At 58.7% G+C, this 15,679-nt stretch carries 14 protein-coding genes and 1 pseudogene; 4 read left to right on the forward strand and 11 right to left on the reverse strand.

The window, feature by feature from the left end:
• Positions 1 to 45: 45 nt before the first annotated feature.
• From thrC to xerD, 4 genes are all read right to left on the reverse strand, one after another.
• The gene (gene thrC, locus CJU81_RS11795) at positions 46 to 1,455 is read right to left on the reverse strand and encodes a threonine synthase (protein ID WP_095036756.1); all 1,410 of its coding nucleotides are present in this window, start codon (positions 1,453 to 1,455) and stop codon (positions 46 to 48) included.
• A 100-nt stretch (positions 1,456 to 1,555) separates the two neighbouring features.
• Complete coding sequence (locus CJU81_RS11800) at positions 1,556 to 2,860, reverse strand: homoserine dehydrogenase (protein ID WP_095036757.1); 1,305 nt, start codon at positions 2,858 to 2,860, stop codon at positions 1,556 to 1,558.
• Positions 2,861 to 2,997: 137 nt separating this feature from the next.
• Positions 2,998 to 3,729, reverse strand: a complete 732-nt coding sequence (locus CJU81_RS11805) for a DsbC family protein (protein ID WP_095028896.1) — start codon at positions 3,727 to 3,729, stop codon at positions 2,998 to 3,000.
• A 122-nt stretch (positions 3,730 to 3,851) separates the two neighbouring features.
• Positions 3,852 to 4,748: a site-specific tyrosine recombinase XerD gene (xerD, locus tag CJU81_RS11810; protein ID WP_095036758.1), complete on the reverse strand. Its 897-nt coding sequence runs from the start codon at positions 4,746 to 4,748 to the stop codon at positions 3,852 to 3,854.
• A 120-nt stretch (positions 4,749 to 4,868) separates the two neighbouring features.
• Between xerD and CJU81_RS11815 the strand changes: the two genes are divergently transcribed.
• The gene (locus tag CJU81_RS11815; RefSeq protein ID WP_095036759.1) at positions 4,869 to 6,668 is read left to right on the forward strand and encodes a cation:proton antiporter; all 1,800 of its coding nucleotides are present in this window, start codon (positions 4,869 to 4,871) and stop codon (positions 6,666 to 6,668) included.
• 137 nt (positions 6,669 to 6,805) lie between these two features.
• On the opposite strand, the gene CJU81_RS11820 is transcribed toward CJU81_RS11815, so the two are convergent.
• The 6 genes from CJU81_RS11820 to ffh form a co-directional block, all read right to left on the reverse strand.
• A complete protein-coding gene (locus tag CJU81_RS11820; protein ID WP_095036760.1) occupies positions 6,806 to 7,219 on the reverse strand; it encodes an acyl-CoA thioesterase in 414 nt (137 codons plus the stop codon).
• Between the two features lie 97 nt (positions 7,220 to 7,316).
• Complete coding sequence (gene rplS / locus CJU81_RS11825) at positions 7,317 to 7,667, reverse strand: 50S ribosomal protein L19 (RefSeq protein ID WP_095036761.1); 351 nt, start codon at positions 7,665 to 7,667, stop codon at positions 7,317 to 7,319.
• A gap of 45 nt (positions 7,668 to 7,712) precedes the next feature.
• Complete coding sequence (gene trmD / locus CJU81_RS11830; RefSeq protein WP_003440270.1) at positions 7,713 to 8,465, reverse strand: tRNA (guanosine(37)-N1)-methyltransferase TrmD; 753 nt, start codon at positions 8,463 to 8,465, stop codon at positions 7,713 to 7,715.
• Positions 8,466 to 8,467: 2 nt separating this feature from the next.
• Positions 8,468 to 9,007: a ribosome maturation factor RimM gene (gene rimM / locus CJU81_RS11835; RefSeq protein ID WP_048363294.1), complete on the reverse strand. Its 540-nt coding sequence runs from the start codon at positions 9,005 to 9,007 to the stop codon at positions 8,468 to 8,470.
• Positions 9,008 to 9,012: 5 nt separating this feature from the next.
• Positions 9,013 to 9,264: a 30S ribosomal protein S16 gene (rpsP, locus tag CJU81_RS11840; RefSeq protein ID WP_095036762.1), complete on the reverse strand. Its 252-nt coding sequence runs from the start codon at positions 9,262 to 9,264 to the stop codon at positions 9,013 to 9,015.
• Between the two features lie 249 nt (positions 9,265 to 9,513).
• Entirely contained in the window at positions 9,514 to 10,890 is a 1,377-nt protein-coding gene (gene ffh, locus CJU81_RS11845) for a signal recognition particle protein (RefSeq protein ID WP_016781914.1), read from the reverse strand.
• Between the two features lie 208 nt (positions 10,891 to 11,098).
• On the opposite strand from ffh, the gene CJU81_RS11850 reads away from it, so the two are divergent.
• The 3 genes and pseudogenes from CJU81_RS11850 (at position 11,099) to CJU81_RS11860 (ending at position 14,377) form a co-directional block, all read left to right on the forward strand.
• A complete protein-coding gene (locus tag CJU81_RS11850) occupies positions 11,099 to 11,911 on the forward strand; it encodes a cytochrome C assembly family protein (RefSeq protein WP_095036763.1) in 813 nt (270 codons plus the stop codon).
• A gap of 189 nt (positions 11,912 to 12,100) precedes the next feature.
• Positions 12,101 to 12,802 (forward strand): annotated as a pseudogene (locus CJU81_RS11855) (transporter associated domain-containing protein); the annotation flags it as partial.
• Positions 12,803 to 13,060: 258 nt separating this feature from the next.
• A complete protein-coding gene (locus tag CJU81_RS11860) occupies positions 13,061 to 14,377 on the forward strand; it encodes an MFS transporter (protein WP_095036764.1) in 1,317 nt (438 codons plus the stop codon).
• 108 nt (positions 14,378 to 14,485) lie between these two features.
• Here CJU81_RS11860 and purT read toward each other — a convergent pair whose 3' ends face one another.
• Entirely contained in the window at positions 14,486 to 15,667 is a 1,182-nt protein-coding gene (gene purT / locus CJU81_RS11865) for a formate-dependent phosphoribosylglycinamide formyltransferase (RefSeq protein ID WP_095036765.1), read from the reverse strand.
• Positions 15,668 to 15,679: the final 12 nt, after the last annotated feature.

The following is a 15,679-nucleotide window of genomic DNA, read 5'->3' on the forward strand; positions in this document are numbered from 1 at the left end:
AAGCCCGTCAGATGACGGGCTTCAAATTACGTAAGACGAATGCCGTTAAAGCGGTTTACCACGGTTGCCATGCTGGCTGACAAAGGCCTGGACAGCCTTGAGGTCATTGGCCAACACGGTGTAACGCTCCTCTCGCTCAAACAAATCAGAAAGGTGCGACGGCAACTCCAGCGCTTTACCTACGCCGGCTTTTTCAACTGCATCCGGAAACTTGACCGGATGTGCCGTGCCCAGTATCACCATCGGAATGTCCAGGCTGCGACGGCATTCACGAGCCGCATGCACACCAATGGCGGTGTGCGGGTCGAGCACTTCGCCGCTTTCGGCAAATACCTGGGCGATGGTTTCGCAGGTTTGTTCGTCATCCACTGCCAGCGAGTCGAACAGACGGCGCGCTTCGGTCCAGCGGTCTTCTTCAACGCTGAAGTTGCCGGTTTGCTTGAAGGTATCCATCAGCCCGGCAACGGCTGCGCCATTGCGACCATGAAGGTCGAACAGCAAGCGTTCGAAGTTCGAAGACACCATGATGTCCATGGATGGCGACAGGGTCGCGTGCAGGGTGTCCTTGGCATACTGGTTGCCGCTCATGAAGCGGTGCAGGATGTCATTGCGGTTGGTGGCCACGATCAGCTGATTGATCGGCAAGCCCATGTTGCGTGCCAGGTAGCCGGCGAAGATGTCACCGAAGTTACCGGTAGGCACCGAGAACGACACCGAGCGGTGTGGCCCGCCCAGTTGCAGGGATGCGTGGAAGTAATAAACGATCTGGGCCATGATCCGCGCCCAGTTGATCGAATTCACTGCGACCAGGCGTGTGCCCTTGAGGAAGCCCTGGTCGGCGAAGCTGGCCTTGACCATTTCCTGGCAGTCATCGAAGTTGCCTTCGATGGCGATGTTATGGATGTTGTCACCGAACAGCGTGGTCATCTGCCGACGCTGTACTTCCGACACCCGGTTGTTGGGGTGCAGGATGAAAATATCGACGTTCTCGCAGTGTTTGCAGCCTTCGATCGCAGCCGAACCGGTATCACCGGAGGTCGCGCCGACGATCACCACGCGCTCGCCCCGCTTGGCCAGCACGTAGTCGAGCAAGCGGCCGAGCAGTTGCAGGGCAAAGTCCTTGAACGCCAGGGTGGGGCCGTGAAACAGCTCCAGCACCCATTCGTTGCCATTGAGCTGACGCAGCGGCGCTACAGCGGCGTGGGAAAACGCGCCGTAGGTTTCTTCGAGAATCTTTTTGAAGTCGGCATCCGGAATGCTGCCGGTCACGAACGGGCGCATGACCCGAAAGGCCAGTTCGTGGTAAGGCAAACCAGCCCAGGAAGCGATTTCTTCCTGGGTAAAGCGCGGCAGGTTTTCCGGTACATACAAACCGCCATCACTGGCCAGACCGGCCAGCAACACATCTTCAAAATTCAGGGCCGGTGCCTGGCCACGGGTACTGATATAGCGCATGGGTTCAAACCTTCGGTTTGAGCGGCAAGCGGTTTAGCTACAAGCGGCAAGAAAAATGCAATCTGGCTCTTGCTTGTAGCTTGTCGCTTGCAGCTCTTGATTAATTAAGATGCTCAACGCGGATGCGAACAACCGGGCCCACAACGCCCTGCAACGCTTCAAGCGCAGCGATGGCATCGTTGATGTGCTGCTCGATCACGCGGTGGGTCAGCAGGATCATCGGCACCAGGCCGTCGTGCTCCTCGACTTCTTTCTGCATGATCGATTCGATGTTGATGCCGCGCTCGGACAGGATACTGGCCACTTGCGCCAGCACGCCCGGATGATCCTTGGCCTGGATACGCAGGTAGTAGGCACTTTCGCACGCTTCGATCGGCAGGATCGGGTGATCAGACAGCAGATCAGGCTGGAAAGCCAGGTGCGGTACGCGGTTTTCCGGGTCGCTGGTCATGGCACGCACCACGTCTACCAGGTCGGCAATCACTGACGAAGCCGTAGGCTCCATACCGGCGCCTGCACCGTAGAACAGGGTCGAACCGGCAGCATCACCGTTGACCATCACGGCATTCATCACGCCATTGACGTTGGCGATCAGGCGGTCAGCCGGAATCAGCGTCGGGTGGACCCGTAGCTCGATACCGTTGGCCGTGCTGCGTGCAACACCCAGATGCTTGATGCGATAGCCCAGCGCTTCTGCATAATTCACGTCAGCGGTTGTCAGCTTGGTGATGCCTTCGGTGTAGGCCTTGTCGAATTGCAGCGGGATGCCGAAGGCAATCGACGCCAGAATCGTCAGTTTGTGCGCCGCATCAATGCCTTCAACATCGAAGGTTGGGTCGGCTTCGGCATAACCCAGCGCTTGCGCTTCTGCCAGCACGTCTTCGAACGTACGTCCTTTTTCGCGCATTTCGGTGAGGATGAAGTTACCGGTACCGTTGATGATGCCCGCCACCCAGTTGATGCGGTTGGCCGAGAGGCCTTCACGGATCGCCTTGATCACCGGGATGCCGCCTGCAACGGCCGCTTCGAACGCCACGATCACGCCCTTTTCCTGGGCCTTGGCGAAGATTTCATTACCGTGAACGGCAATCAGCGCCTTGTTCGCGGTCACAACATGCTTGCCGTTTTCGATGGCCTTGAGCACCAGCTCGCGGGCGATGGTGTAACCGCCGATCAGCTCGATAACGATGTCGATTTCAGGGTTGGTCGCAACAGCGAATACATCGTTGGTAATGGGGGTACCGGTAATGTCGCACTGAGGGTTTGGCGTACGCATTGCAATTTGCGCAACCTGGATACCACGCCCGGCACGGCGGGCAATTTCCTCGGCGTTACGCTTTAGTACGTTGAAGGTGCCGCCACCGACGGTCCCGAGCCCACAGATACCTACTTTGACCGGATTCACGCTGAACTCCCCATAAAACGGCCGACTCAAGGTCGGCCGTGGAAAACAACCGTGGATTGCCACGGTTCTCTAATAAATGGCCGGACAGCTGAAGCGCCCCGCCATGATCGTCAAAGGCTTACCTTGACGACACTGGATTATTTAACACTGAGTGCCAGCTTGCCAACCTGCGCAGCAGGCTGATAACCAGGAATTACCTGACCGTCAGCCAAAACGATGGCTGGCGTGCCATTGACGCCGATGGACTGGCCCATGGCGAACTGCTTGGCAACCGGATTGACGCATTTTGGCGCCTCGACGGTTTTACCATCCGTCATCTTGTCCATCGCCGCTTTTTTGTCCTTGGAACACCACACCGCCTGCAACTGCTGGTCACCCGCAGAGCCGAGACCCTGACGCGGGAACGCAACATAGCGCACTTCAATCCCCATTTTGTTCAGTTGCGGGACTTCGGCATGCAATTTGTGGCAATACGGGCAGGTGGTATCGGTAAAGACCGTGATATGCGACTTGGTTTCGCCGATTGCAGGGTAAACGACGGTCTCTGCCACCGGAATACCGTTGATCAATTTGGCCACGCCAACGCGCTCGGCCTGCTCGGTCAGGTTGACCGGCTTGCCGTCCTTGAGCTGGAACATGTAGCCCTGAACAATGAACTGGCCATCAGCACTGGCATACAGCACGCGGCTGCCCTTGAGCTTGACTTCATACAGGCCGGCCATCGGGCTGGCGCTGATGCTCTCGACCGGCACATCCAGCTGCAGGGTTTCGAGGCTCTTGCGGATGGCTTGTTCGGCGCCGGTATCGGCGAACGAGAAGGTGCTGACCAACGCAATGGCTGCGGCGGCAAAAATCTGGATCACGCGCATGGGAACTCCTGAAGACGGGCAAAGCTGCCAACCCCGATACCCGCCCTGAAACAGCGGGTTTGGGTGGCGCGCTTTCTAAACCGGCAAAGCCTACCACAGATGGCCTGCATGACCGACTCCGACTAGCCACGCGGGTGATGGCGGGCATGCAGGTCCTGCAGGCGGGCACGGGCAACGTGGGTGTAAATCTGCGTGGTCGACAGGTCGCTGTGCCCCAACAGCATTTGCACCACACGCAAATCGGCGCCGTGATTGAGCAAATGGGTGGCGAAGGCATGACGCAGGGTGTGTGGCGACAGCGACTTGTCGATCCCGGCCACCCTGGCTTGATGCTTGATGCGGTGCCAGAAGGTCTGGCGGGTCATTTGCTCCCCGCGCAGGCTGGGGAACAGCACATCACTGGGGCGACCGCCGAGCAGCTCGTGACGGGCATCACGCATGTAGCGCTCGACCCGCACGATGGCCTCCTCCCCCATCGGCACCAGACGCTCCTTGCTGCCCTTGCCCATCACGCGCAAAACGCCCTGGCGCAGGTTGACCTGTTCCAGGGTCAGGCTGATCAGCTCCGTTACCCGCAGGCCACAGGCATACAGCACTTCGAGCATGGCCCGATCACGCTGGCCGATGGCCTCACTCAAGTCGGGTGCCGCGAGCAATGCCTCCACGTCGGCCTCTGACAGGGACTTTGGCAATGGCCTGCCCAACTGCGGCATATCGACCTGCAAAGTAGGGTCGATGGCAATCAGGTTTTCTCGCAGCAGATAGCGGTAGAAGCCACGCGCACCAGAGAGAAAACGCGCCGTTGAACGAGGCTTGTAGTTCTGTTCCAAGCGCCAGGCCAGATGATCGAGGATCAACTCGCGCCCGGCACTCGCCAAAGCTATATGGCGCTCCAGCAACCAGCCATTGAACAAGGCCAGGTCACTGCGATAAGCACTGCGGGTGTTGTCCGACAGGCCTTTCTCCAGCCATAGGGCATCCAGAAAGCGGTCGATAAGTGGATCGTCTATAGCGGGCATTGGCGCTCGAAATACGCAGGTCGGAGGCTGCGCACAAATAAAAAGTGAACTGCAAAAGTGGGCGCTAGTCTTTCATAGCCGGCGGATGCCATAAACCCCAAGTTCTCACAGGATCACTCTATGACCGAACAACAGATTTTGCTGTCTTTCGGCGGCATCGGCATCGCAGCCCTGGGTTCCCAATGGCTGGCCTGGCGCCTGAAGCTGCCGGCCATTCTTTTTTTGCTGTTGAGCGGGATAATGGTCGGCCCGGTATTGGGCTGGCTGGACCCGCAAGAACTGTTCGGCCCCCTGCTGATGCCTCTGGTTTCGCTGGCGGTGGCGCTGATCCTGTTCGAAGGCAGCCTGACCCTGCACTTGTCCGAGTGGCGCGAAATCGGCACCGTCGTGCATCGGCTGGTGACCATCGGTGCTCTTTCGACCTGGGCCGTGATTACCCTGGCCACCCACTGGCTGCTGGGTTTTGACTGGCTGCTGGCGCTGCTGTTCGGGACGCTGACACTGGTCACCGGGCCTACGGTGATTGTGCCGATGCTGCGCGTGGTGCGGCCCAAGGCGTCGATTGCCAATATCCTGCGCTGGGAAGGCATCGTTATCGACCCGATTGGCGCACTGCTCGCGGTGGTGGTCTACAGCTTCATTATTGCCAGCGCCACCGGCGAGGGCCTGAGCCACAGCCTGCTGACCTTCGCCGGAGTGATTGTATGCGGCTGCCTGTTTGGCATCGCAGGCGGCTGGGTCATGGGCCAAATCGTACGCCGCCAATGGCTGCCGGAGTACCTGCACAGCCTGGCTACGCTGGCGGCGGTGCTGGCCGTGTTTATTGGTGCCAACAGGGTCATGCATGAGTCCGGTCTGCTGGCGGTCACACTGATGGGCATGTGGATGGCCAATATGAAAGGCGTTGATGTGCGCAACATCCTGCACTTCAAGGAGAACCTGAGCATCTTCCTGATCTCGGGCCTGTTTATCTTGCTCGCAGCGCGCCTGGACTTGAACGCGATGATCGGGCTGGGCCCTGTGGTGCTGGTGTTGTTGCTGGTCATTCAGTTCATTGCCCGGCCGCTGAACGTGGCGCTCTCGACCCTGGGTTCAAAACTTGACTGGCGCGAACGCGCCCTGCTGGCCTGGATCGCCCCGCGCGGGATTGTGGCGGCAGCCGTTTCAGCGATTTTCGCGATCCGCCTGGACGAAGCGGGCCACCAGGGCGCGCTGCTGCTGGTACCTCTGACCTTTGCGGTGATCATTGGCACCGTGGTGCTACAAAGCGCTACTGCGCGCCCCCTGGCACGCCTGCTCAAGGTGGCGGAGCCCGCGCCCAGCGGCTTTTTGATCGTCGGCGCCAATGGCCCTGCCCGGCTCATTGGCAAAGCCCTGCAACAACTCGGTAGCCGTGTGCTGCTGACCGACTCCAACTGGGAGAACATTCGCGCAGCGCGTATGGAAAACCTGCCCACTTACTTTGGGAATCCGGCCTCGGAGCACGCCGAAAGCCATCTTGACCTGGTGGGTCTGGGGCACTTGCTCGCGCTGTCACCTTCTGGCGAGCTGAATACCCTGGCAGCAGTACGCTTTCACCACGAATTCGGGCCACAGCGCCTGTTTGCCTTGACCAATGGCCAGGAGAACCGCCGTACCGACAAACACCGTGCCAGCCATGAGTACCGCGGGCAGGCACTGGGCAGCCCGGCGCTGACCTACGGCCAGCTGGCCAGCGAATTGAGCCAGGGAGCCGAACTGTACAGCACCAACCTGACCGACAACTTCACCTGGGAAGACTACCTGGCCCTGCATGGCAAACGCCTCACCCTGCTGTTCGCCCGCGACAACAGTGGCTGGGTGCACGTGGTGACACCTGACAGCGATTTGAAACCGGGCTCCGGGTGGACGCTGCTGGCGTTGATCAGGCAGCAGAGCTGAAGCCTCACCTCCCCTGTGGGAGCGGGGTTGCTCGCAATGGCATCCCTGCGGTGTGCCAGCCAGACCGCAGCGCTTGCATCGCAGGCAAGTCAGCTCCCACAAGTAAGGCGCTGTTCACAAAATTGCGCAATGCCGTTTTACGGGGCAAACCCTGGCAACACCGGCACCGGGCGTTTGTCATCATCGATGGCGACAAAGCTGAACAAGCCCTGGATCGCCAGTTCGCGGCCATCGCAGCTCATGCTTTCAACATACACCTCAACCTCAACCTTGAGGCTGGTGTTGCCAACTTTAACCACACGGCCCACCAGCTCAACAATGGAGCCAGCCGCAATCGGGTGGTTGAAATCAATACGGTCCGTGGACACGGTCACCAACGGCAGACGACAAAAACGCGTTGCGGCAATAAACGAAACTTCGTCCATCCACGCCAGCGCGGTGCCGCCAAACAGTGTGTTGTGGTGGTTGGTGGTAGAGGGAAATACCGCTTTGGTAATGCGGGTAACGGAGAGGTCTGTACGACGTTGAATCTCTTGCTCACGCGAAGTCATGCTTTCTTACTACCTACAACTGGACAAAGGTATGACAAATTTCAGGCAACAAAAAAGCAGCCCGAAGGCTGCTTTTTTCTGCATCGGGAAGCTGGACTTAAGCCAGTTTTTCCTTGATGCGAGCTGCTTTACCCGACAGGTCGCGCAGGTAGTACAGCTTGGCTTTACGCACGTCACCGCGACGCTTAACAGCCATGCTGTCGATTTGCGGGCTGTAGGTCTGGAAAGTACGCTCTACGCCAACACCGTTGGAGATTTTACGAACAGTGAAAGCACTGTTCACGCCACGGTTACGCTTGGCAATCACTACACCTTCGAAAGCTTGCAGACGCGAACGATCGCCTTCCTTCACTTTCACCTGGACGATGATGGTATCGCCCGGGGCAAAAGGAGGGATCTCTTTGGTCATCTGCTCTGCTTCGAGTGCAAGGATGATTTTGTTAGTCATGCTGTGCTCCTAAGGTAGGCCAACTGACCTACCATCGATACGTTGTTAACTATCGTCCCGCTCGCGGATATATTCCTCGAGCAGCTTCTTCTCTTCTCCAGAAAGCGAGCGGCTTTCCAGAAGATCGGCGCGTCGTTCAAAGGTCCGCCCAAGGGACTGCTGTAAACGCCAACGCCGGATGTGTGCATGATTGCCACTAAGCAATACGTCGGGAACACGCTGATCCGCATACACCTCCGGTCGGGTGTAGTGCGGGCAATCCAGCAAACCATCCGTGAAGGAATCTTCCTCCGCGGAGTCCGCATGCCCTAAAGCTCCAGGCAGCAGTCGTGTAACCGCATCAATCAGAACCATCGCCGGCAGCTCGCCACCAGAGAGTACATAGTCACCAATCGACCACTCTTCATCGACATAAGCATCTATAAAACGCTCGTCAATGCCTTCATAACGACCTGCAATAAGGATTAATGCTTCCTCATTCGCCAGTTCGCGTACCGCCGACTGATTCAGCTGACGGCCTTGGGGCGACAGGTAAATAACCTTCGCCGCCTCTCCGGCTGCTTCTCTGGCCTGAACCAGTGCATCTTCCAGAGGCTTGATCTTCATCACCATGCCCGGACCACCGCCAAATGGGCGATCATCCACAGTGTGATGTCGATCCGTTGTGTAGTCTCGCGGGTTCCAACAAGTCAGCTGCAAGAGCCCTTGTTTCACCGCACGACTAGTGATGCCGTAGTCGCTGATGGCGGAAAACATTTCGGGAAACAAACTGATCACTTCTACGCGCAATTTAGCCACGCTTAGAAATCCGCATCCCAATCCACCTTCATCTCGCCAGCTGCAAGGTCGACGCTCAGCACGCATTGCTCTGTATAGGGCAACAAGCGATCGCGATCATCCAGGCTACCTGGGCAAGGTTTGACTTCCATGACATCGTTCGAGCCAGTTTCCATCAGATCAACAATCTTGCCGAGCAATTGCCCTTCAAGGTTGGTCACTTTCAGTCCCTGCAGCTGGTACCAGTAGTACTCGCCGTCGGTCAGTTCAGGAAACAGGTTACGCGGCACGCAGATTTCGAATTCGCGAAGAAGACCAGCTTCGTCACGGTCATCTAGACCCTTGAGCTTTACAACCAGAAACTTGCCGTTATGAGAACGGCCACTGACCAGCTCTGCCTGTCGCACATCATTGCCGCGCCGAAGCGTCAGCTTTTTGTAGTCCAACAGGTTATCAATTGGATCCGTAAAGGAATAAACCTTCACTTCGCCGCGCACGCCGTGAATCGAGTAGATTTTGCCGATAACGATCAAATCATCAGCAGTTTCAGGCGTCACGCTCATATTGCTCAGGCCGCAGCCTTAGCGTTTTCTTTAACCAGCTGAGCAACACGCTCAGACATGGTTGCACCAACGCTCTGCCAGTAGGCGAGGCGATCTTCTTTAACGGAGAAACGAACTTCTTGACCACGGGCAACCGGGTTGAAGAAGCCAATTTGTTCCTTGTGGGAACCGTCACGTGGGTTACGGCTATCGGTAACGGTCAAGTGGTAAAACGGGCGCTTTTTGGAGCCGCCAAGGGCAAGACGGATTGTTAGCATGTGAACATCGTTCCTGTAGTCGGTGCTGCAAATCTAAAGGCACAGCGGGCATAGGTGCCCGAAAGGCCGCATATTCTAAGGAATATCCGGACTTTTGCAAATGTCTTTTTCAGGCGCCTATCGGCATGCCGTACAGACTTGCAACTAAGTCACCACGAATGGTGACAGGTCAGCTCCCGCACAGTGCGGGTTTGCCGGGTGTCTCGCATTGCTGCGAGTTGCCCGGACGCAAGCGTCCGGGCGGGTAAATTACATTTTTGGCATGCCGCCGCCGGGCATCATCGAGCCCATGCCGCGCATCATTTTGGCCATCCCACCTTTGGTGGAAAACTTTTTCATCATCTTTTGCATCTGCTTGTGCTGCTTGATCAAGCGACCGATGTCCTGCACCTGAGTACCGGAACCCATGGCAATCCGGCGTTTGCGCGAACCGCTGATCAGCTCAGGGTCGCGGCGCTCGGCCGGGGTCATGGAGTTGATGATGGCTTCCATCTGCTTGAACTGCTTTTCAGCTGCGCCCTGGGCATTGCCCATTTGCGCCAGATTGACCCCACCCATGTTCGGCAGTTTGTCCATGAGGCCGCCAAGGCCGCCCATGTTCTTCATCTGTTGCAGTTGGTCGCGGAAGTCTTCGAGGTCGAAGCCTTTGCCTTTTTTAAGCTTTTTAGCCAGTTTGTCGGCTTTGTCTTTATCGAGGGTCTGTTCGGCCTGCTCGATAAGGCTGAGCACGTCGCCCATGCCGAGGATACGGGAGGCGATACGGTCCGGGTGGAACGGCTCGAGCGCATCGCTCTTCTCGCCCATACCGATGAACTTGATCGGCTTGCCGGTAATGGCACGCACGGACAACGCGGCACCGCCACGGGCATCACCGTCGACCTTGGTCAGGATCACGCCGGTCAGCGGCAGGGCATCACCGAACGCTTTGGCGGTGTTGGCCGCATCCTGACCGGTCATGGCGTCGACGACAAACAGGGTTTCTGCAGGCTTGACAGCCGCATGCAGTTCCTGGATCTCGGCCATCATCTCGGCATCGATATGCAGGCGACCTGCGGTATCGAGGATGACCACGTCGATGAACTTCAGCTTCGCTTCAGCAATGGCTGCGCGAGCGATGTCTACCGGCTTCTGGCTCAGGTCGGACGGGAAGAAGGTAACCCCGACTTCATTGGCCAGGGTTTCCAGCTGCTTGATCGCTGCCGGACGATAAACGTCGGCCGAGACCACCATCACGGTTTTCTTTTTGCGCTCTTTAAGGAAGCGCGCCAGTTTGCCAGCGGTGGTGGTTTTACCCGCCCCCTGCAAACCGGCCATCAATACAACGGCTGGCGGCGTGACATTAAGGACCAGGTCCTCGTTGGCAGCACCCATCAAGCTTTCAAGCTCGGCCTGGACGATCTTCACAAACGCCTGGCCCGGCGTCAGGCTGCGGGACACTTCAGTGCCTACAGCGCGCTCTTTGACCGCGTTGACGAAGTCTTTGACGACCGGCAACGCTACGTCGGCTTCCAGCAACGCCATGCGTACTTCACGCAGGGTGTCCTTGATATTGTCCTCGGTCAGCTTGGCCTTGCCGGTGACATGGCGCAGCGTCTGCGAGAGACGATCGGTTAAATTTTCAAACATGCGCGATCCTTTCAGGCCCAAAGTAGACCGGGGTTATTGCGGCCCAGCCCGTGTAAAACTGATGCTCGGCGAGCCTGCGGCGTGGGCAGGTCGCGGATTATAGCGAAGACTGGCCGTGTCCGACACCATGCCGTCGGCTTATGTGGTCTTTCGTGTACAGGCGGTTGTATGCCAAACTCAGTCCTTTCGGGCTTGCCTAACAGGATTTATGCTCCCCTTGTCACCCAGCTTGCTACCCAGCCTCGCCGCCGCCTGCTTGTATGCCGCTGCGACCTTCTATCAGGGCTCTTGCCTGCGCCAAGGCGCAAAGGCAAACAAACGCCTGTTGGTGACGCTCGGCATTCTTGCCGTGCTCGCCCACGCCGCCAGCCTGTTTACCCACCTGATGACGCCTGCCGGCCTCGAACTGGACTTTTTCAGTGCGGCCAGCCTGATTGCCGTGGCCGTAATCACCGTGACCCTGGTGGCCTGCGCACGCATCCCGGTCGAGAACCTGCTGCTGCTTTTATATCCGCTGGGCATGTTGACGGTGCTGCTGTCCGAATTCGCCCCACCCGGCACGGTCCAGGTCATTAATGAAGAACCGGGCATTCTCGCGCACATCCTGCTGTCGATCCTGGCCTACGGCATGTTCACCATTGCGGTGTTCCAGGCGCTGCTGCTGTCGCTGCAGAACTATCAGCTCAAGCACAAGCACCCCAAGGGCCTGATCAAGAACTTCCCGCCACTGCAAACCATGGAAAGCCTGCTGTTCGGCTTCCTCTGGGCCGGCTGGTCGCTGCTTTCGCTGTCCTTGATTTCCGGCTGGCTGTTCCTGGGCAATCTGTTCGCCCAGCATCTGGTGCATAAAACCCTGCTGGCCTGCCTGGCATGGATCGTATTCAGCGTGTTGCTGTGGGGCCGTCACCACCTCGGCTGGCGCGGCCACAAGGCCATCCGCTGGACCTTTGCCGGTTTTTGCCTGTTGATGCTGGCCTACTTTGGCAGCAAGCTGGTTCGTGAATACATTCTGCATATCTGACGGGCGATAATTATGGATAGCTTGCCCCCCGGGCCGATTCTGGCGGCCTCGGCACTGTTGATTGCTGGAGCCGGGATGCTTGTCGGCTATTTACTGGGCAAGCGCGGCGCTGGCGCAAGGCGCGCACAAGCCCAGCAGCCGCGCGAAGAACTGCCCCAGCAGCAGGACGAGCAATCCAGCAGCCGCACGCCATTGCTGTCCGGCATTCATGCGCTGGACAACATCACGGTCAACGACATCCTGATCCCGCGCAGCGAAGTCGAGGGCGTGAACCTCGACGACCCGATCGACGAACTGATCGAACAGCTGCGCCAGACCACGCGTACGCGCCTGCCGGTGTTTCACAACGACATCAACCAGGTCGAAGCCATCCTCAACACCCGTCACATTCAACACATGCTGCCGGACGCCAGCCTGACCAAAGAGGCATTGCTGGCCGTTTGTCACGAGCCTTACTTCATTCCCGAAAGCACCCCGCTGCAATTGCAACTGCTGAACTTCCACAAGCAGCAGCGCAGGCTGGGCGTGGTGGTCGATGAATATGGCGAAGTCCTGGGTATCGTGACCCTCGAAGACATCCTCGAAGAAATCGTGGGCGAGTTCGAAGACGAGCAAAACATCGACAACCCGCACATCGACCCTCTGCCTGACGGCCGCTATGTGGTCGATGGTGCCGCCTCCATTCGCGAGTTGAACAAGGCTCTGGGTTGGCACCTGCCCTGCGACGGCCCAAAAACCCTCAACGGCCTGGTCACCGAAGCGCTGGAAACCATCCCCGAAACCACCGTGTGCCTGAAAATCGGCGGTTATCGCCTGGAGATCCTCCAGACCGAAGAAAACCGCGTCAGCCGCGTGCTTATCTGGCACAACAGCGTCAAGCCCGCGGTTTAATCGCCGCGTAAGGCCTTGTTACATTTGAACGGGCCTCCCTATAATCTTCCTCGCTTACCCAAGCCTCGCCGACACGCGTGTTACCCGCACCCTACGCTGTCGGCGCGTTGCTTTACGCAGTACCTGCGTACGTTCCCATCCTGAACTGCGCTTGCACCCTGTTATCCCTCAGGGCCAACGACCATAAAAATTGCTCGCCACGTCACGCCGCAAAGGCGGACATCGGCCACAGAGCTCATAACTGTCAGGGATATACGCATGACCTCCAGCACAACCTATAGCGAAGCTACGCCCGACAAGCCGGTCAACTCCGCCACCCGCGTTGCCACGGCCAGCTTTATCGGCACGGCCATCGAGTTCTACGACTTTTACGTGTATGCCACCGCCGCAGCACTGGTCATTGGCCCGGTATTTTTCCCGCAAACCTCCGGCACGGCGCAGATGCTGTCGGCGTTTCTGACCTTCGGCATCGCCTTTCTCGCCCGCCCGTTGGGCTCATTCCTGTTTGGCCACTTCGGTGACCGTATCGGGCGCAAATCCACCCTGGTCGCCTCCCTGCTATTGATGGGCGTGTGTACCACGCTGATCGGCGTGCTGCCGGGTTACGCCACGATTGGCGCCTGGGCCCCGATCCTGCTCTGCGTGCTGCGCTTCGGCCAGGGCCTGGGGCTGGGCGGGGAATGGGGCGGCGCGGCATTGCTGGCCACCGAAAACGCCCCCAAGGGCAAGCGCGCCTGGTATGGCATGTTCCCGCAACTGGGGCCTTCGATCGGCTTTCTGGCGGCCAACGGCCTGTTTCTGATTCTGGCCATGAGCCTGAGCGATGAGCAGTTCCGCTCATGGGGCTGGCGTATTCCTTTCCTGCTCAGTGCAGCACTGGTAATGGTCGGCCTGTATGTACGCCTGAAACTGGAAGAGACCCCCGTCTTCGCCAAGGCCGTGGCGCAACACGAACGGGTGAAGATGCCGATAGTCGAGCTGTTCAGCCAATACTGGGCGCCGATGCTGTTGGGCGCGGCCTCGATGGTAGTGTGTTATGCGCTGTTCTATATCTCGACGGTATTTTCGCTGAGCTATGGCGTGTCCACGCTGGGCTATACCCGCGAAACCTTCCTCGGCCTGCTGTGTTTTGCCGTGCTGTTCATGGCGGCGGCCACTCCGCTTTCGGCCTGGGCCAGCGACCGTTATGGGCGTAAACCTGTGCTGATTGTCGGCGGCGTGCTGGCGATTTTGTCAGGCTTTTTGATGGAACCCCTGCTCACCCACGGAACCACCTGGGGAGTGGCGCTGTTTCTGTGCATTGAGCTGTTCCTGATGGGGGTGACATTCGCCCCGATGGGCGCCCTGCTGCCGGAACTGTTCCCGACCCGCGTGCGCTACACCGGTGCATCGGCCGCATACAACCTGGGCGGGATTGTCGGCGCATCGGCGGCACCGTTCTTTGCCCAGAAACTGGTAAGCATGGGTGGCTTGAGCTGGGTCGGCGGGTACGTGTCGGGCGCAGCGATTCTCAGCCTGATAGCCGTGCTGTGCCTGAAGGAAACGAAAGAGGCTGACCTGAACAAGGTGGCTTGATCGGCGCAGAAAATCCGTAGTCGCTGCCGAGGTACGAAGGCTGCGAGCTCTTAAAGTTCAAAAGCTCGCAGCCTTCGTACCTCGGCAGCGACTACGGGTTGTTATTTTTTACAGCTCTACAACTACCGCCTTGGCAGCGCGGGTGGCTTTGGCGCGAGCGGCTTCGATCGACTCGTCACGCGCCAGGGCCACGCCCATACGGCGCTGGCCATTCACCTCTGGCTTGCCGAACAGGCGCAAAGCCGTGTCCGGCTCGCTCAGGGCTGCACCCAGGTTGGAGAAGGCGGTCTGGGTCGACTGCCCCTCCACCAGAATCACCGCCGAGGCCGATGGCCCGAACTGACGGATCAACGGAATCGGCAAGCCGAGAATCGCCCGAGCATGCAGCGCGAACTGCGACAAATCCTGGGAAATCAGGGTCACCAGACCGGTATCGTGGGGGCGCGGCGATACTTCGCTGAACCACACTTGATCACCCTTGATAAACAGCTCAACGCCAAACAAGCCACGACCACCCAGCGCCTCGGTAACCGCCCTGGCCACACGTTCGGACTCGGCCAGAGCAATCGGGCTCATGGCCTGCGGCTGCCAGGACTCCTGATAGTCGCCCTTCTCCTGACGGTGACCGACCGGCGCGCAGAACTTGGTACCGCCAACATGACGCACGGTCAGCAGGGTGATTTCATAGTCAAAGTCGATAAAGCCTTCAACGATGACCCGGCCCTTCCCTGCACGGCCACCCTCCTGCGCGTAGCCCCAGGCAGCCTTTACATCATCGGCACTGCGCAGAAGGCTCTGGCCCTTGCCCGACGAACTCATTACCGGCTTGACCACACACGGAAAGCCCAGGTCCAGCACGGCAGCGCTGTAGTCTTCGAAGGTGTCGGCAAAGTGGTACGGCGAAGTCGGCAGGTCCAGTTCTTCGGCCGCCAGACGACGAATGCCTTCGCGGTTCATGGTCAGTGACGTGGCACGTGCGGTCGGAATGACGGTGAAACCTTCAGCTTCCAGCTCAACCAGCGTCGCAGTGGCGATGGCTTCGATTTCCGGGACGATGAAGTGCGGCTTTTCGGCTTCGATCACGGCGCGCAGGGCAGCGCCATCGAGCATGTTGATCACATGGCTGCGATGGGCAACCTGCATGGCCGGTGCATTGGCGTAGCGATCAACGGCGATCACTTCGACCCCCAGACGCTGCAGTTCGATGACAACTTCTTTGCCCAGCTCGCCGCAGCCACACAGCAATACGCGGGTCGCAGTCGGCGACAGTGGAGTTCCGATACGGGTCATTTCAGGTCCTCA

It is taken from the genome of Pseudomonas fragi (assembly GCF_002269505.1).
Taxonomy (GTDB): domain Bacteria; phylum Pseudomonadota; class Gammaproteobacteria; order Pseudomonadales; family Pseudomonadaceae; genus Aquipseudomonas; species Aquipseudomonas fragi_D.